General features: G+C 68.2%; 16 protein-coding genes. 4 read left to right on the forward strand and 12 right to left on the reverse strand.

The genetic code is table 11. The annotated features are described in order from the left end of the window. From gatB to VHC63_10520, 6 genes are all read right to left on the reverse strand, one after another. Positions 1 to 1,327, reverse strand: a 1,327-nt coding sequence (gatB, locus tag VHC63_10495; protein ID HVV37020.1) for an Asp-tRNA(Asn)/Glu-tRNA(Gln) amidotransferase subunit GatB, incomplete at its 3' end; no start/stop codon positions are given. Next, the gene (gatA, locus tag VHC63_10500; protein HVV37021.1) at positions 1,324 to 2,757 is read right to left on the reverse strand and encodes an Asp-tRNA(Asn)/Glu-tRNA(Gln) amidotransferase subunit GatA; all 1,434 of its coding nucleotides are present in this window, start codon (positions 2,755 to 2,757) and stop codon (positions 1,324 to 1,326) included. The genes gatA and gatB, both read right to left, overlap by 4 nt. Then, the gene (gene gatC, locus VHC63_10505; GenBank protein HVV37022.1) at positions 2,754 to 3,056 is read right to left on the reverse strand and encodes an Asp-tRNA(Asn)/Glu-tRNA(Gln) amidotransferase subunit GatC; all 303 of its coding nucleotides are present in this window, start codon (positions 3,054 to 3,056) and stop codon (positions 2,754 to 2,756) included. Before gatC ends, gatA begins: the two co-directional genes overlap by 4 nt. A 98-nt stretch (positions 3,057 to 3,154) precedes the next feature. Continuing rightward, positions 3,155 to 3,463 carry a 4Fe-4S dicluster-binding protein gene (locus tag VHC63_10510; GenBank protein HVV37023.1) on the reverse strand — a complete coding sequence of 103 codons (309 nt, stop codon included), beginning with the start codon at positions 3,461 to 3,463 and terminating at the stop codon, positions 3,155 to 3,157. A gap of 13 nt (positions 3,464 to 3,476) precedes the next feature. Beyond that, entirely contained in the window at positions 3,477 to 4,067 is a 591-nt protein-coding gene (locus tag VHC63_10515) for a hypothetical protein (protein HVV37024.1), read from the reverse strand. Then, positions 4,064 to 5,350 (reverse strand): MFS transporter, encoded by a 1,287-nt coding sequence (locus VHC63_10520; GenBank protein HVV37025.1) that lies wholly within the window; start codon positions 5,348 to 5,350, stop codon positions 4,064 to 4,066. The genes VHC63_10515 and VHC63_10520 overlap by 4 nt, the downstream gene beginning before the upstream one ends. Before the next feature lie 70 nt (positions 5,351 to 5,420). On the opposite strand from VHC63_10520, the gene VHC63_10525 reads away from it, so the two are divergent. Beyond that, positions 5,421 to 5,828, forward strand: a complete 408-nt coding sequence (locus VHC63_10525; protein ID HVV37026.1) for an SCP2 sterol-binding domain-containing protein — start codon at positions 5,421 to 5,423, stop codon at positions 5,826 to 5,828. On the opposite strand, the gene VHC63_10530 is transcribed toward VHC63_10525, so the two are convergent. From VHC63_10530 to VHC63_10540, 3 genes are all read right to left on the reverse strand, one after another. Then, positions 5,829 to 7,262 (reverse strand): MFS transporter, encoded by a 1,434-nt coding sequence (locus VHC63_10530; protein ID HVV37027.1) that lies wholly within the window; start codon positions 7,260 to 7,262, stop codon positions 5,829 to 5,831. Between the two features lie 188 nt (positions 7,263 to 7,450). Continuing rightward, a complete protein-coding gene (locus VHC63_10535; protein ID HVV37028.1) occupies positions 7,451 to 8,329 on the reverse strand; it encodes an SDR family oxidoreductase in 879 nt (292 codons plus the stop codon). A gap of 56 nt (positions 8,330 to 8,385) precedes the next feature. After that, the gene (locus VHC63_10540) at positions 8,386 to 10,266 is read right to left on the reverse strand and encodes a PASTA domain-containing protein (GenBank protein ID HVV37029.1); all 1,881 of its coding nucleotides are present in this window, start codon (positions 10,264 to 10,266) and stop codon (positions 8,386 to 8,388) included. A 38-nt stretch (positions 10,267 to 10,304) separates the two neighbouring features. Between VHC63_10540 and VHC63_10545 the strand changes: the two genes are divergently transcribed. Both VHC63_10545 and VHC63_10550 read left to right on the forward strand, forming a co-directional pair. Continuing rightward, a complete protein-coding gene (locus VHC63_10545; GenBank protein HVV37030.1) occupies positions 10,305 to 10,646 on the forward strand; it encodes a hypothetical protein in 342 nt (113 codons plus the stop codon). Then, entirely contained in the window at positions 10,643 to 11,083 is a 441-nt protein-coding gene (locus VHC63_10550; GenBank protein ID HVV37031.1) for a hypothetical protein, read from the forward strand. Before VHC63_10545 ends, VHC63_10550 begins: the two co-directional genes overlap by 4 nt. Before the next feature lie 114 nt (positions 11,084 to 11,197). Here VHC63_10550 and ligA read toward each other — a convergent pair whose 3' ends face one another. Beyond that, positions 11,198 to 13,228 carry an NAD-dependent DNA ligase LigA gene (ligA, locus tag VHC63_10555; protein ID HVV37032.1) on the reverse strand — a complete coding sequence of 677 codons (2,031 nt, stop codon included), beginning with the start codon at positions 13,226 to 13,228 and terminating at the stop codon, positions 11,198 to 11,200. 41 nt (positions 13,229 to 13,269) lie between these two features. On the opposite strand from ligA, the gene VHC63_10560 reads away from it, so the two are divergent. Next, positions 13,270 to 14,121 (forward strand): hypothetical protein, encoded by an 852-nt coding sequence (locus VHC63_10560; protein HVV37033.1) that lies wholly within the window; start codon positions 13,270 to 13,272, stop codon positions 14,119 to 14,121. 1,440 nt (positions 14,122 to 15,561) lie between these two features. On the opposite strand, the gene VHC63_10565 is transcribed toward VHC63_10560, so the two are convergent. Together VHC63_10565 and VHC63_10570 are read right to left on the reverse strand one after the other, a co-directional pair. After that, positions 15,562 to 15,942: a phosphoribosyltransferase family protein gene (locus VHC63_10565; protein HVV37034.1), complete on the reverse strand. Its 381-nt coding sequence runs from the start codon at positions 15,940 to 15,942 to the stop codon at positions 15,562 to 15,564. Positions 15,943 to 16,146: 204 nt separating this feature from the next. After that, a partial coding sequence (locus tag VHC63_10570) for a hypothetical protein (GenBank protein HVV37035.1) occupies positions 16,147 to 16,365 on the reverse strand: 219 nt, incomplete at its 5' end.

The raw sequence follows: 16,365 nt of genomic DNA on the forward strand, positions 1-16,365 counted from the left end.
GGTCGCCCTCGCAATAGCGCTGCCACTCGGCGGGGTGCGCGGCAATCGTCTCGTCGACGACGGCGTCGAGCGCGCCGGTGTCGAGCGCCTCGAACCCGAGGGCCGCCGCGATCGTCTCGGGATCGCCGCCCTCGTTCAGCACCACGTCGAGCACTTTCTTCGCCTGGGTCGCGGTGATCTTGCCGGTCGACTCCATGTCGACGAGCTTGGTGAACACCTCGACGTCGAGGCCGCGCCCCGCCTCGGCGTTGGCCGCAACCTCGTTGGCGGCGCGCGCCAGCGCGATGCGCGGGTCGGCGCCGGCGCCGATGGCTCCGACCACCAAGCCGTCGAGGTCGAGGTCGACGACCGTACGCACGGGTTCGGCCGCCGCTTCGACGCCCGTCGCCTGCGCCACCGCGGCGCGCCGCTCGGCCGGGAGCACGGCGAGGGTCGTGCGCACCGTGTTGATCCACTCCTCCGACGGCGCCAGCGGCACGAGGTCCGGCTCGAGGAAGTAGCGATAGTCGTCGGCGTCTTCCTTGACGCGGCCGGTGATGGTGCGCCCTTCTTGCTCGTTCCAGTGCCGCGTCTGCTGGATGACGCGTTCGCCCGCTTCGATGAGGTCGATCTGGCGCAGCGCCTCGTATTCGATGGCGCGGCCGAGCGAGCGGATGCTGTTGACGTTCTTGATCTCGCAGCGCGTGCCGAACTCGTCGTTGGGGCCGCGACGCACCGACACGTTGGCGTCGACGCGCATCGACCCCTCCTCCATGCGGCCGTCGGACGCGCCCGTCGCTACGACGATGCCGCGCAGCTCCGTCACGTAGGCCCGCGCCTGCTCGACGGTGCGGATGTCGGGCTCGCTCACGATTTCCAGCAGCGGCACGCCGGCGCGGTTGTAGTCGACGAGTGAGTGCGACGCGCCGTGGATGCGACCGGCACCACCGACGTGGGTCGACTTACCCGTGTCCTCCTCGATGTGGGCGCGCGTGACGCCGACGCGGAAGCCGTCGGGTAGTTCGAGGAAGCCGTTGGTGTTGATCGGCTCGTCGTACTGACTCACCTGGTAGTCCTTCGGCATGTCCGGATAGAAGTAGTTCTTCCGGTGGAACGTCGAAGGCGAGATGGTGCAGTTGAGCGCCGCTCCGATGCGCATCGCCAGCTCGACGGCGTGCTCGTTGAGGACGGGCAAGGAGCCCGGCAGGCCGAGGCACGTCGGGCACACGTTGGTGTTCGGCTCGTCGCCGAACATGTTCGGGCAGCCGCAGAACAACTTCGTCTTGGTCTTGAGCTCGCAGTGCACCTCGAGCCCGATCACCATTTCCCAACCGTCGGGCAGACTCACGACAAGCTCCCTTCCAACGCGGCGGCGACCCGAAACAGCACCGGTTCACCCAGCGCCGGCGCCAGCACCTGCACGCCAATCGGCAAGCCGTCGTCACCGGTGCCGAAGGGCACGCTGATGGCCGGATCGCCACACAGGTTCGACGGGATGGTGCACACGTCGCTCAAGTACATCGCCAGCGGGTTGTTGGTCTTGGCGCCAAAGCCGAACGCGGTAGTCGGCGCCGTGGGCGACAGCAACACGTCGAACTTCTCGTAAGCGGCGGCGAAGTCCCGGGCGATCAGCCCGCGCACCTTGAGCGCCTTGCCGTAGTACGCGTCGTAGTAGCCCGCGGAGAGGGCGTAGGTGCCGAGCATGATGCGCCGTTTCACTTCGGGGCCGAAGCCGGCTTCGCGCGTCAGCGCGTACATCTCGTTGATCGACGGGGCGTCGGCGCGCAGGCCGTAGCGCACGCCGTCGTAGCGGGCCAGGTTCGACGACGCTTCGGCCGGCGCGATCAGGTAGTAGGCCGAGAGGCCGTACACGCACGCCGGCACGGAGGTCTCCTCGACCTTCGCACCGGCGCCCGTCAACGCGTCGGCCGCTGCGGTCACGCGTCGCTTCACGTCATCGGCGATGCCTTCACCGAGCAGTTCGGAGATGACGCCGACGCGCAGGCCGCTGACGTCGCCGCCGAGTTCGGCGTCGCCGATGGGCGGCAGCGCTTCGGGCCACGACGTCGAGTCGCGCCGATCGTGGCCCGAGATCACGTTGTAGGCGACGGCGGCGTCGGCGACGGTGTTGGCGAAGGGACCGATCTGGTCGAGCGACGACGCGAACGCCACGAGGCCATAACGCGACACCGCGCCATAGGTCGGCTTCAGTCCCACGACGCCGCACAGCGCGGCGGGCTGACGGATCGAGCCACCGGTGTCGGAGCCGAGCGCGAGCGGGGCGAACCCGGCAGCCACGGCGACGGCGCTGCCGCCGCTGGAGCCGCCCGGCACCTTCGTGGGGTCGTGCGGGTTGCGCGACGGGCCGAAGGCGCTGTTCTCCGTCGACGAACCCATGGCGAACTCGTCGAGGTTCGTCTTGGCGATGATCACCGCGCCGGCGGCGCGCAACCGCTCGACGACGGTGGCGTCATACGGAGGTCGCCAGCCCTCGAGGATCTTCGACGAGCACGTCGTCGGCACGCCCCGCGTGCACATGTTGTCCTTGAGGGCGACGGGCACACCGGCGAGCGGGCCGACGTTCTCGCCGGCGGCCACGCGGGCGTCGATGTCGGCCGCGGCCGCACGCGCCTCGTCGGCCATGACGTAATTGCAGGCGTGCAGTTCGCCGTCGCGCCGCGCGATCTCGGCGAGGTGCTCCTCGACGACGCCGAGCGCCGACGAACCGCCCCGCACGGCTGCGGCGATCGCCGTCGCGGTGTAGGGCTGCCAGCTCACGGCGCCTCCCCGAGGATCTGGGGGACGCGGAAGCGCCCGTCTTCGGCGGCCGGGGCCTGCGACAGCACCTCGTCGCGATCGAGCGACGGCACCACTTCGTCAGGCCGCAGGACGTTGCGCAGCTTGAGGGGATGGGCGAGCGCCTCGACACCCGACACGTCGAGCGCCTCGATGTCGGCTGCGTGACCGAGGATGTCGGCCAACTGCTCCGTGAACATGTCGAGCTCGGCCTCGGTCACCTCGAGGCGCGCCAAGTGGGCGACGTGCGCCACTTCTTCACGGGTCAATCGGTTCGCCATAGGGCCAGCCATCGTAGGGCGGGCGTCACTTCGCCCTCGCAGTCGACTTCTGGTGCACGCCCAGAAGGGTCTTTCTGTCCTGGTTACACCAGAAGCGGTTAGCGGCGGTAGTGGTCGCGCAGGGTGGGCTCTTCCCACCAGTCTTCGGGCGGCGGTTGCCAGTCGGGTGCGGGGTGGATGCAGTTCACCGGGCAGGGATCGAGGCACTTGTCGCAGCCCGAGCACAGCTCCGGGATGATGATCACGTCGACGCCGTGGTTGAAGATCGCGCCGAACTGCGGCGGGCAGTGCCGCAGGCAGGCGTCGCAGTTGATGCAGATCGACATGTCGATGTAGAGCGGCGGCGATTTCCACTTCGGGTTCCGCTCACGGAACTCGATCCGCTCCGCACGATTCGTTGCTGGCATTGGACCTCGAAATTTACGCCGTTGCGGGCGCCGGCGCGCCCCGACCTGCGAGGCGGACGAACGACGTGGTGACCAGGCCGAGCACGGCGGCGCCGACCAAGGCCCCGAGCCACAACGACACCGGCGCCGACGACGGCGGCGGCCCGCCGTCCGAGGGCAGCTTGGGCACGTTGGCAAGCGCACCGCGCTGCAGCCCGGTCACCAACCAGGTGCCGTCGCGGCGGCGCAGCGTGAGGACGCCGGTGATCTCGGCGGTCTTGTCGTTCGGGCGCCGGGCGTGCACGCGGAAACCGACACGCGCCGCGTCCTGGTCGACTACCGCTTGGCCGACTTCGAGGTCGTCGAAGGCCGCCTTGCGCTTGATCGCCGTCGCGTCCGTATACACGAGGCCCCGCGCCAGCGACGGCGGGCCGATCTTCTCGGCCCGTTTGCGGGCGTCGGCCTCGACACCCTTGCGCGTCGTATCGCTGACCGCGGTGAGCCAGTTCTCGGCGATGCCTTCGGGCCGGTGCGTGCCGTGATTCAGCAGACCGATGACGGCGCCCATCACGAGCATCGCCGCGACCGCCACCACGAGGCCCTTGGCGAACGTCGAGCGGCTCACGGCGCGATCACCTCAGCGGGGCTCAGCGCGTACGCCTCTTCCAGCTCGAGCCCCTTGGTCTCGGGCATGTAGCGCCACACCAGCCAGATGGCCGGTAGCTGCAACACCATGAGAAACGTGGCGGCGTCGCCGATGTTGCCGATGGCGCCCGTGGCGTGGTCGCCGAGCACGCCGACGAGCGCGGGCCCGAACACGTAGCCGGCGATCTCGAACCAGTTGCGGATCCAGCCGGCCGCCGCGGCTCGTATCTCCGTCGGGAACAGCTCCGTCGCAAACGAAGACATCACCGGACTGATGCCAAGCCCGAAGAAAACCGCGGCCATCAGCGCGAAGAAGCTGACGAGTTTGCCGTCGACTTGGAACAGGACGATGCCGAACAGGAACCCGCCGGCGAAGTACACCATCGCGGTGGGCCGACGCCCGATGCGCTCCATCAACCGCCCGCACACGTAGTAGCCGATGCAGCCGAGGCCGTAGCTCACGATGATGTAGATCGACACCTCGATGGCGGTGAAGCCGCGTTCGCGCTCGGCGAAGAACGCCCACCACGCGGTGGCACCGAAGATCGGCACCGACCGCATCGTGTGGATGATGCCCACGAGCACCAAGTTGCGCCGGTACTCCGGCTTCCACGGCTCCAACATCGGAACCTCTTCGTGCACTTCGCCGCGGCGGCGTTCCTCGCGCATGTCGACGAAGCGCTGCGTTTCCTTCAGCCGGCGCCGCGCGGGGATGAGCAGCAGCAAGGGCACGAGGCCGACGAGATAGAAGGCCCGCCACCCGAGCCCGCTGTCTTGAAGGCCGACGCCGATCAGCAGACCCACCGCGATCGTGCCGAGCGCACTGAAGGTGAGCAGGGTGCCAAGGGCTCGCCCCCGCTTTCCGGCGGGGTACTCCTCGACGATCATCGTGACGCCCACGGCGTATTCGGCGCCGAGGAAGATGCGCGACCCGAACTGGAACAAGGCGAAGCTCCAGATGTCCCACGAGAACGCCGTGGCGGCGGTGAAGATCGTGTAGCCGATCACCGACCACAGCAGCAGCGGGCGCCGGCCCCACCGGTCCGATAGGCGCGTGACGAAGAACGCCACGAACAGACCGAGTTCGATCGGGATGCGCGTCACGCCGAGGGTGGCTTCGCTGACGCGGAACGTGCTCTGGATGTTGGGCAGCAGCAGCGAGAGGATCGAGCCGTCGTAGCCCTCGAAGAACGCCGCGGAGACGAGCAGCAGCAACAGGAGCCGCAGGTACTTCTTGTCTCGGATCTCGTTGACCGCCGCCACTGTTTTCCGACGATACCGAGCAGCACTAGGGTGCGCGGCGCATCAGCAACCCCCCGAAAAAGGAGTAAGCGTGGCGAAGTATCCCTTCCTGTCCGACGAATGGATGGACGCGGCGAAGGCAATCCGCGAGGAGTACCGCGGCAAGACCGCGCCGCTGGCCCACGTCGTGAAGATGAATCAGATCATCACCGACGTGCCCTTCGGTGATGGCACGATCCAGGCCCACATGGACACCACGTCGGGCGAGATGGACATGGACACGGGCCACCTCGACAACCCCGATGTCACCGTCACCCTCGACTACGCGACGGCCAAGGCGATCTTCGTCGACGGCAATCCGCAGGCCGGGATGCAGGCGTTCATGTCCGGCAAGATCAAGGTCGACGGCGACATGACCAAGCTGATGGCGATGCAGGCCGGTGCGCCCGACGCCACCGCGGCGGAGATGTCGCAGAAGATCGCCGACATCACCGAGTAGCTAGAAGGACTCGAACAGCTCGGGGTGCAGCTCGGGACGGGTGTGCTCGTTTCTGACACCCGTCGCGAGCAGCACGCCGATGGCGCACAGGCCGCCGCCGACGAGATAGGCGACGTGAAAGCTGTGGAGCGCGGCGGCGCCCGACGCGTCCTTGCCGATCGACGTCTGCACCGACGTCATGATCTGGATGCCCGACACGACCCCGACGTTCTGCATCAACTGCATCGCCGCGCTGGCGACGCCGAGGTCGTGATCCGCGACGGCGTTGGCCACGCCCGCCGAGATCGACGGTTGCGACACGCCGAGGCCGACGCCCGACAACGACAGGGCGAGGATGATCAGCAGGTTGGGTGACGACGCACCCAGGAGCGCGAACACGCCCATCGACGTGACAACGAACAGCGTGCCCGCCACCGCGGAGGTCCGTTGCCCGATGCGCACCGCGAGGTAGCCCGCGATCGGCGACAGGATCGAGAACGACAGCGGCCGGGCGATGACCAGCAGGCCGATCTTCTCGTCGCTGTAGTGGTACACGACCTGCAACAGCGCCGGCGTCAGGATGAACCCACCCATGTAGGCGCTGTTGGCGAAGGCGTTGCTCGCGACAGGAAACGCGAACGCCGGCTTCTTCAGGTACTCGAGCGAGATGAGCGGGTTGTCGCTGCGCCGCTCGACGCGCACGAACTGCCACAGCAGCAGCGGACACACCACGAAGCCGGCGCGCACGAAGTTGTTGCTCCACCCGAGCTCGGGACCCTGGTTGATGGCGAACAGGAGCGCGGCGATCCCACCCGAGAGCGTGAGCGCGCCAGCGACGTCGAACTTCTGCGGCGGCAGCGTCTCGGTCTTCGGCAACACGACCGAGCCGACGACGAACGCGGTCGCGATCAGCGGCATCTGGCAGGCGAAGATCGCCCGCCACCCGATCGCCTGGAGAATGAACCCGCCGAGGACGACGCCGATCACCGGCCCGCCGGCGCCCACGAGCGACCACCACCCCATGGCCTTGACGCGGTCCTCGCGCTCGAAGGTGCGCATCACGATCGCCATCGACGCTGCGCCCGTCGCCGCGCCTTCGAGCGAGCCGATCGTGCGGATGACGATGAGGGGTAGCGCGCCCCACGCCAGCGTCGACAACCCGGCCGCGGTAAACGACAGGATCAGCCCGAGCTGGTACACGCGTTTGTGGCCGTACTGGTCCGCCGCCTTGCCCAGCGACGGCGCCGCGACGCCGAACGCGAGGAGCGGCCCGGTGATCACCCACGTCATCGTGTTGCGACTCGTGTGGAAGTCGTGTGCGATGCGCGGCAACGCCACCGCCAGGATCGTGAACGTGACGTTGACGGAGAACAACCCTCCCATCACCGTCCACAGGACCAACCACCGATACCGGGGACGGGATTGCAAACGCTCCCAGGTCGCGGTGGAAGTCACAGGACCTGGAAACGTACCGGCGCGCTGGCGTGGCTGCGAACTGACGCGACAAGGCCCGAGAGGGCGACGGCACCGGCAGCGGCTGGGGAACACTGCCTCGACTCGTCACCCTCTCGGGCCCTGTCAGTCAGTTCAACGGGGGACCCTCGCGGTTTCTCGCGAGGAAATTTCCCAAATTTTTCCGGTAACTACGCCAACGATTTGAGGTTGTTCGCCAGGCCTTCCACGGTCCAGCGCTCGTTGTTGGCGTCGAAGGTCTCGCCCATGGCCCACGGCGTCATGAGCGACACGCGGGAGCCCTGCACGAAGAACGTCTTGCCGGTGAGGGGGCAGTCCGCGGTCGACAGGTAGGCCACCAGCGGGCTCACGTTCGCCGGGTCCCAGGCGTCGAACTTGGCGGCGTCCTCGGGCGGCTTGACCATGTCGCCGAGACCCGGGGTCGCCTCGGTTAGACGGGTGCGGGCGGCGGGAGCGATCGTGTTGGAGCGCACGCCGTAGCGGGCGAGTTCCTGAGCGCAGATGATCGAGAACGACGCGATGCCCGCCTTGGCGGCTCCGTAGTTGGTCTGGCCGGGATTGCCGAGCAGGCCCGACGTCGACGACGTGTGCACCAGCGCGGCGTTGACCTGCTTGCCTGCCTTGGTCTGCTCACGCCAGTAGGCGGCGGCCCAGCGCGTCGGCACGAAGTGTCCCTTGAGGTGGACGTGGATGACGGCGTCCCACTCCTCTTCGCTCATGTTGACCAGCACGCGGTCGCGCAGGATGCCGGCGTTGTTGACCAGGATGTGGAGGTCGCCGAAAGCCTCGATGGCGGTGTTGATGAGGCGCTGGCCGCCTTCCCAGTCGGCGATGTTGTCGGTGTTGGCGACGGCCTCGCCGCCCATGTCCTTGATCTCGTCGACGACCTTCTGCGCGACGCTGCGGTCGTCGCCGCTGCCGTCCATTGCGCCTCCGAGGTCGTTGACGACGACCTTGGCGCCCTCGGCGGCGAACAGCAGCGCGTGCTCGCGACCGATGCCCCCGCCGGCGCCCGTGATGATGGCTACGCGCCCGTCAAGGCTGCCCATGGTTCCCTCCCAGATTGGATTACGAGGGAATCGACCCTACTGCACGGTATGGATCGTCAGTTCTTCGTCACGTAGAGGGTGACGCCGCTGCCGCGCTGCACCTTCGTGCCGGGTCCGGGATCGGTGGTGAACACGTGGCGCCCGCCGCCTTTGCCCGGCCCGACCACGGCGCCGACGGACAGGCCGTTGTTCTGGAGGACCTGGGTCGCCTGGTCGATGGTCTTGCCGGTCACGTCGGGCATGGCCACGCTCGCCGGACCCGCGCACACCACGACGGTGACGGTCGAGCCCTTCGGCGCCGTCTGGTTGGCGCCGGGCGAGGTGCTGATCACGTTGCCCACCGCGATCGTGTCCGAGTACCCGTCGACGCGCTTCACGACGAGGCCGACAGATTCGATGTTCTTCTTCGCGTCGGCGAAGGGCTTGTTCGTCCAGTCCGAGATCGTGCGCGGCTGCGGTCCGTTCGACACGACGAGATGGATGGTCGAGAACTTGGGCGCCTGCTTCGTGGTCGGCGTGTGGCTGATGACCGTGCCCTTGGGCACCGTCTCGTTGAACGGCCGGTCGACGTTCTCGCCGACCTTGAACTTCGCCACCTCGAGCAGGTCCCGCGCGTGCTGCTCGGTCTCACCGTCGATCGTTGGGATGTCGATCGGGGCCGGACCCTTCGACTCCGTGATGTGAACGGTCGTGTCTTCACGGCGACGCTTGAGCGCCGGCGGGTCCTGCTTGATTATCGCCCCGGCGGCGATCGTGTCGGACCAGTCGTGGCGCACGTCGACGCGGTAGTGCAGCGCGTTCAGCCGTGCCGAGGCATCCTGCAGCGACAGCTTCTCGACGTTGGGCACGGTGTGGAACGGCTTGAGGATCGTGGGGACGTAGAGGCCGGCCGCGACCAACGCGGCGATGGCGACGAGGGCCCCGATCACCATGCTCACGCGTCGACGGGTCCGGTGGCCGTTCACGACGGGTTCGTCGGCCACGGGCGCCTCGCCGACGATCGGCAGCACCGACGTGACGCCCATCTCGGTGGGGTCGGCGGCGGCGGCCGACGGGGCCCGGGCGTCGAGGTCGAGCACGGTGGTAACCGGCATCGGCTCGGGGGCGTCGAGTTCCCGCGCCGCCTGGGCGAGCATCACGGCGAGATCGGCGGCGTCGGGACGGTCGTCGGGGTCCACCACGCCCGCCGCGTCCACGATCGGCCCGAGCGGGCCGAGGCCGAAGGGCGCCACGATCGGCTGGTTGGCGCGCGCCATCAACGTCGACACGGTGGTGTCGCCCACCGGCGGCGGATCACCGGTGACGGCTTCGAGCAGCACGAGGGCGAGCGCGTAGATGTCGGCTTTGCCGTCGACGCTCTTGCCCTGCGCCGCTTCGGGCGCGGCGTAGCGCGCCGTTCCCAGCAGCACGCCGTCGGGTTCGGTCCAGGCCGCCTCGGCGAGAGCGCGCGCCAAGCCGAAGTCGGCGACCGCCGCGCGGCCTTCGTCGTCGAAGCAGATGTTCGCCGGCTTGATGTCGCGATGCACCAAGCCGCGGCGGTGGGCGTAGTCGAGGGCGCGGGCGCACTCGAGCCCGACGAGCACGGCTTGCGCCACCGAGAGGCGCCGCCCCGAGTCGAGCATGTCGCGCAGCGTGCCGCCGCCGAGGAACTCCATGACGAGGAACGGGCCCTCGTCGTCCTCGCCCCAGTCGAAGACGCGCATGATGTTCGGGTGGTTGAGCGCGGCGGCCGCCTGCGCCTCGGCGCGGAAGCGCCGCAGGAACCCCTGGTCGAGCGCCAGCGCCGGTTGCAGCACCTTCACTGCGACCCGGCGCCGCAGCGTGGTGTCGTCGGCTACGTAGACGTGCGCGGATCCCCCGGTGCCTACCGGGGCGACGAGGCGATACCGCCCGCCGAGAACGCGTCCGACTTGGTCGGCAACTCTTCCACCGGCCATGACTCCACGGTACTTAGCCCAGCGGCGAAACTCGTGGCATGGACGCACCGTCGCGCCGGCTCGAAATCGCGGTTGGCGCCGCCGTCGTCGAGGTAGTAGCTCAGGTTGCGCTGCTGGTAGCGCGCGGGGCGCTCGGCGCGGTCCCGCTGCGCGTGGTGTTTCTGGGCGCCAAGCTGCCGTTCTGCCTCGCCGCCTGGCGCCGCCATCCGGGCGGCTATCTGGGGCTGTGGATCTGGGAGATCGGCGGACTGGTCGCCGCGCTGTCCGCGCACGGCAGTCTCACTCCACGCGTCGCGATTGCGGTGGCGGCCATCGTCGTCATGGCGCTGCTCGGCCGCGCGATTTCGGCGTTCCCCTCCGTAGAGTGGAAACCGAGATGACTGCCGGATCGCTGCCTGGGGGAAAGTCGCCGCGGGTGACGCCGTATCGCATCGTGGTGTCGCTGCTGCTGGCGCTCGCCGCGGCGACGATGTACATCGCGTTCGTGTCGTCCAAGTCGCCCGAGCCCGACATCACCAACTCGCTCAACGTGCTCGACGTGCGCCCGGCGGCCAACAGCACGGTGCTGCGCCAGACGCGCATCTTCGCCAAGCTCAAGACCGGTTTCGTCGGCTCGTTGATCGTCGAGGGCATCGAGATCCCCGCCGATCAGGTCGACCACCTCGAGGGCGTGAACACCGTCGGCTTCACGCCGGGGCCGAACACCGCCACCGGCGCGCTGCGCCCCGGTCACCGCTGCGCAGTGGTGTTCTACTGGAAGGCCGACGAATCCCGCGTCAACGCCCAGCAATACCGCTGGTGCTGGGAGGCGCACTAGACATCGCCGCCGAACCGGAGGTTCGGCGGCGAGCTTGTCGCGCACGTCTGGTGAGCCTCCGGGCCGAGTAAATCGGCCCTGCGGCCCCTCGTCGCTACGCGACTCGCTCTTTGCCTACTCAGGGAGTTCGCCCGTCTCGAGCAAGTGGACGAAGGCTTGTTCGTCGAGGATGGGGATCTTCAGTTCTTGGGCTTTGGTGAACTTGGAGGCGCCGGGGCCTTCGCCGACGACCACCGCCGTCGTCTTCTTGGAAACGGAACCGGGTGACTTGCCGCCGCGGGAGACGATCGCTTCTTCGATCTGTTCACGGGTGAAGTTCTCGAGTGTGCCGGTGACGACAATCGACATGCCGGTCAGGGTCTGGGCGACGTCGGGCGGCGGGGGTCCGTCGAAGTTGACGCCCGCTTTGCGCAGCTTCTCGATCAGCGTCTGATTCTCCGGATCGCCGAACCAGGCGACCACGCTCTCGGCGATGACGGTGCCAACCCCGTCGAGCGCTTCGATCTGGTCGACCGTGGCGTTGGCGATGGCATCGAGCGAACCGAGTCCCTTGGCCAGCGCGGCGGCGACCGCGCCGCCCACGTGCTTGATGCCGAGGCCGAACAGCAGGTTGGCGAGCGGGCGGTCACGCGCGGCGTCGACCGACGCCTTGAGGTTCTCGACCGAGATGTCGCCGAAGCCCTCGAGCTGGCAGATGCGGTCGTAGTCGAGGAAGAACACGTCGCCCGAATCCGACAGCAGCCCCTCCTGCAAGAAGATCGACACGGTCCGCTCGCCGAGGCCTTCGATGTCCATGGCGCCGCGTGACACGAAGTGGCAGATCCCGGCCCACTGCTTGGCCGGGCACGCCGGGTTGACGCAGAACGTCGCCGACTCGCCCGGACGTCGCACCAGCGGCTGCTCACACACCGTGCAGTTCTTGGGAAAGGTCCAGGGCTTCGACCCCTTCGGCCGCTGCGCCAGCACCGGACCCACGACTTCGGGGATCACGTCGCCCGCCTTGCGCACGATGACGGTGTCGCCGGGGCGCACGTCTTTGATCGCCACCTGGTCCTGGTTGTGCAGCGTGGCGAGTCCGACCGTCGAGCCGCCGACGAACACCGGCTCGAGGATGGCGAACGGCGTCGCCTGACCGGTGCGGCCGATGGAGACGTGGATGTCGCGCAGCAGCGTCGTGCGCTCCTCGGGCGGGAACTTGAACGCGATCGCCCACCGCGGCGCCTTCGACGTGAAGCCGAGTTCCTCGCGCTGCGCGAGGTTGTCGACCTTCACGACGACGCCGTCGATCTCGTAGGCCAGCGCGTGGCGATTGGCGAGACGTTCCTCGCAGTAGGCGTGGACCGCGACAAGCGAGTCGACGGCGCGGATGGCGTCGTTGACCGGCAGACCGGCGTCGCGCACGAACGCCAGCGTCTCCTGGTGCGCCTTGAAGGTGGGACCGCCTTCGATCTCGCCGATTTGATAGGCGAAGAAGCCGAGCTTGCGGCTGGCGGTGATCGCCGGGTCCTTCTGGCGCAGCGACCCGGCCGCGGCGTTGCGCGGGTTGGCGAAGCGCGTCGCCCCGGCGGCTTCCTGACGCTCGTTGAGCTGCGTGAACGACGCCACGGGCATGTACACCTCGCCGCGCACCTCGAGCACGTCGGGTGGATTCTTGAGGTCGAGCTGCTTCGGGATCGACTCGAGCGTGGCCACGTTGGCGGTGACGTCTTCACCGACGCGCCCGTCGCCGCGGGTGGCGGCGCGCACGAATCGGCCCCTCTCGAAGCGCAACGACATGGCGACGCCGTCGATCTTCGGCTCGCACACGAACGTCATCGTTTCGCTGATGACGCGCTCGAGTCGCTTGCCCCATGCCTCGAGCTCTTCGAGGTTCATGGCGTTGTCGAGCGACGTCATGCGCGTGCTGTGTACGACGGGCGTGAACAGCGCCGAGGCGGGCGCACCGATCGTCTGCGTCGGCGAGTCCTCGGTGCGCAGGTCGGGGAACTGTTCCTCGAGTTGCTGCAGTTCGCGGACGAGCAGGTCGTACTCGGCGTCGGGGATCTCGGGCGCGTCGAGCACGTGGTAGGCGGTGTTGGCGCGGGCGATCTGCGCCCGCAACTCCTCGACGCGCAGCTCGGCTTCCTTCGAAGGGTCCATCGCCATCGACTCGTAAACCTAGTGATCGGGTGTGACACGCTCGTGCGGTGCGGGTGTGGATCGATCGCAGTGTGCCGTGGGCGCTGCGCGTCGCATGGGCGCTGCTGCCCATCGCCGCGGGCTCGGGGCTGGCCCACCGGCTCGACGGCTGGAACACCGGGGCCCGCACCGCCGCTTCACTGTTGCTGTGGGCGGGATGGGCGACCGTCGCCGTCGCCACCTGCGTCGCCACGCCGATCTCGCTCGCCGTCGCGCGCGTCGGCGTCGCCGCCGGGGTGGGCGTCACCGCGGCGGCGCGGACACCGGCGGTGATCGTCGCCATCGTCGCCGCCGCGATAGCGGCGCGACCCGAAGCCGCCGAGTGGTTCGTCAACGGTCCGGCATACGCCAACGAACGCCGGTTCCCGTTGCGCGTGCCCGGACCGGTCGCCTTCGGGCCGCTGTGGCTGGCCTCGGCGCTCGTCGTGGTCGGACCCGCCGAGGGCATCATCCTCGTCGCCGGTGGTCACTACGTCCTCGGCGTGCCCGTCCTCGTCGTCGGCGCCGCCCTTGCCTACTTCTCGGCGCGCTCGCTCTACGTGCTGACGCGCCGGTGGGTGGTGTTCGTGCCGGCGGGACTCGTGCTCCACGACCCGCTGGCGCTCGTCGACCCAGTGCTGTTCGAGCGTCCCGTCATCGAAACGCTGCGCGCCGCGCCCGCCGACACCGACTCACTCGACCTCACGCAGGCCGCCCTGGGACTCGCCGTCGAACTGGTGCTGCTCGACAAGGTGCCGATGGTGCGCAACCTCGGCCGCAAGCACGCCGAAGCCGGATCGTCCGCCCGCCTGCTCTTCACCCCGACGCGCCCCGGCCGCGTCCTCGCCGAGGCCGCCGAGCGCCGAATCCCCGTCGGTTAGATCTCGCAGGCGTCGTCGTCTCTCCGCTCTCAGGAGGAACCCGGCACGGCACCGTGTCACTGACCTCGCGAGATGGGCACTTCTGGGCTAGTCGTCGTTCGGTTCGTCGTCGCGGTCTTCGTGGAGGATCTGGCGTAGAGCGCTAAGGCCACGCCACCCGAGCTTTGCGAGTCGGGGTACGAGAAGTAGCCGGGGGCCGGTCACCGCTTCGACGAAGGAAGCCGACCCTGCCAGATCGGTCGCAGGTTCGACGCCATGCCTTCGATAGGCAGCTTCCATATCAGCCTGGATGTCCGCGGCGCTTCTGCCTCCTTCGAGGTCGACCTCGCGCATGGCCGCGCGCGTGCGTTCGCGCCGCTCCGCGGAAGCGGCCCGACCCTTTGCGAGGCGCTCGCGTTCCGCCTCGGCGGCAGCGCATGTGCACGCTGTCGACCAGTCGGCCTCGGGGACGGCATCCTTGCGAGCCGATAGCGGGCAATTCGCGTGGCAGTCGCACTTGCAGAGCACGACCCATGGCCGCTTATCGCGCAATGGCCCGCCGCCGAATCCCCTGATGTGTGGGCACTCACGGTGGTCAATGTCATCGCACCAGCCGCTGATCCCCGGTCGGGTCACCCACGCATCATGCCGGAAGCTGGGGGCGCGAGAGCGGCACTTATCGCGCAGTTACGAGGCTGGTCCACGAGCAGCGGTTCACTCTCGGCGGCTCCCCCGCTGAGCGCCGAGACGAAGAGCAAAGCCGAGTGGCCCGCCGATGACCGCGACAACCCAGCCTTCGAAGAACTGGCGATTCGATGCATGCTGGCACGCTCGCCCAGCTTCTGAGCCCAGCTTGGCCGGGAACTGGTTGTAATGCATTGGCGATGAGGCCACCGTTCCGCAGTCATACACAACGCCAGAGACCGTGGCGTGAAGTGGCCGAGTCCAAATGAACGCAAGCAGAACCAGACCGCCAACCCCGACCGCACGGGAGAGCCACTTGAACGCGGTGCGTTTGCGACGCTCAGCGGGGTCAGCCGCAGTCGCATCTCCCTCGCCCGACGCCTGCTTGCCGCGGAGTCCAAAGTTCCACCGGTCTTCGACTATCGGCCAGTTCCGCTCAATCAGCGCCTGCCGAACACGCCCCCGCTGCGACGCCGCGAAATACGGCTCCACCTCAGTGCCATCAGCGCGGATAATGCTGACGCGGACCGCCAGCGCCCCGGTACTCAACCGAATGGCCTGAGTCTCTCCGCGGCTCGCACGAACGCCCCTGAGCCCGATCCACTTTGCCAACCCCACACCTCGAATCGACAATTCACGCTCATCGAACTCAAGGACGCCGAACGGTCCTGACGCGTGCAGTCCACCCCGTGTGGCGATCCCACCCGTGAATCTCGCAGGACTTAATGACACGTGCGCATCCTGCCGGAGAAAGTGCTCGAGAGCGGCACTTCTGCGCTACCAGGGCAGCTCGTGATTCCGCAGTAGTGACCGCACGTTCAGGCGCCGGCGAACGTCCGAACTGACGTCGTCGAGGATGACCGCCACACCAATCCACTTCGCTTCCGCAGCTTCAACTAGGTCACGCGCCGCGGTCGCTTGCGCGCCCGTAACGATCCACTCGTCGACCAACAGCACGCGATCACGTGCGCTCAGCAGGTTTCGATTCATCGTCAACACCAGACCGCGCTGGTTGTAGTCCGGCGGAGTGGTGCTGCGGAGAAGCAGCTCGCTCGGCTCCAGGGCGCGCTTCGAGTCCTTGCGAATCTCGACGAATCCAACGCCTAGCGTTAACGCGACCGCCGCTCCGAGCGTGAACCCGCGCGACTCCGGCGACAACCGTCACGTCATCTCGCGGATGCAGCGACGCGAGTGCACTCGCCGTATCGCGCAAAAGGTCACCGTCCCGCCACCAGCCGGACGGATCGGCGTACCGCGTGTCCTCGCCCTCGCGCCATCGGAAGGCATCACGGAGACGTTGTGTGACGTCGGTCACGTGCTGAGTCTGGCCCAGCGAGTCCGAACTAGGTCGGCACCTATGCGCTACCGCTGATCGGCGGAGCCGGGCCATTCGGAGAACGGTGTGAACTCGTCGCGGTCATCGGGCCGCCAGTAGTTCTTGTCCCGAAGCGCGGTGTGCGTCAGTGGAACGGACTCGAGTGCCTCAACCAGGATCGGCACGTCGTGGGCGCTAAACCGCCCGCGAAACTGGTACGACGCGTCGGCGCAGCCCTGCTCGCCACAACCACAGACCGGGACCTG

The sequence above is a fragment of the Acidimicrobiales bacterium genome, assembly GCA_035546775.1.
Classification (GTDB): Bacteria; Actinomycetota; Acidimicrobiia; order Acidimicrobiales; family JACCXE01; genus JACCXE01.

Coding starts and splice junctions, on each gene's coding strand:
- gatC (HVV37022.1), bottom strand. CDS start 3,056: ATGGCGAACCGATTGACCCGTGAAGAAGTGGCGCACGTCGCCCACTTG.
- VHC63_10550 (HVV37031.1), top strand. CDS start 10,643: ATGACTGCCGGATCGCTGCCTGGGGGAAAGTCGCCGCGGGTGACGCCG.
- VHC63_10545 (HVV37030.1), top strand. CDS start 10,305: ATGGACGCACCGTCGCGCCGGCTCGAAATCGCGGTTGGCGCCGCCGTC.
- VHC63_10510 (HVV37023.1), bottom strand. CDS start 3,463: ATGCCAGCAACGAATCGTGCGGAGCGGATCGAGTTCCGTGAGCGGAAC.
- VHC63_10535 (HVV37028.1), bottom strand. CDS start 8,329: ATGGGCAGCCTTGACGGGCGCGTAGCCATCATCACGGGCGCCGGCGGG.
- ligA (HVV37032.1), bottom strand. CDS start 13,228: ATGGCGATGGACCCTTCGAAGGAAGCCGAGCTGCGCGTCGAGGAGTTG.
- VHC63_10540 (HVV37029.1), bottom strand. CDS start 10,266: ATGGCCGGTGGAAGAGTTGCCGACCAAGTCGGACGCGTTCTCGGCGGG.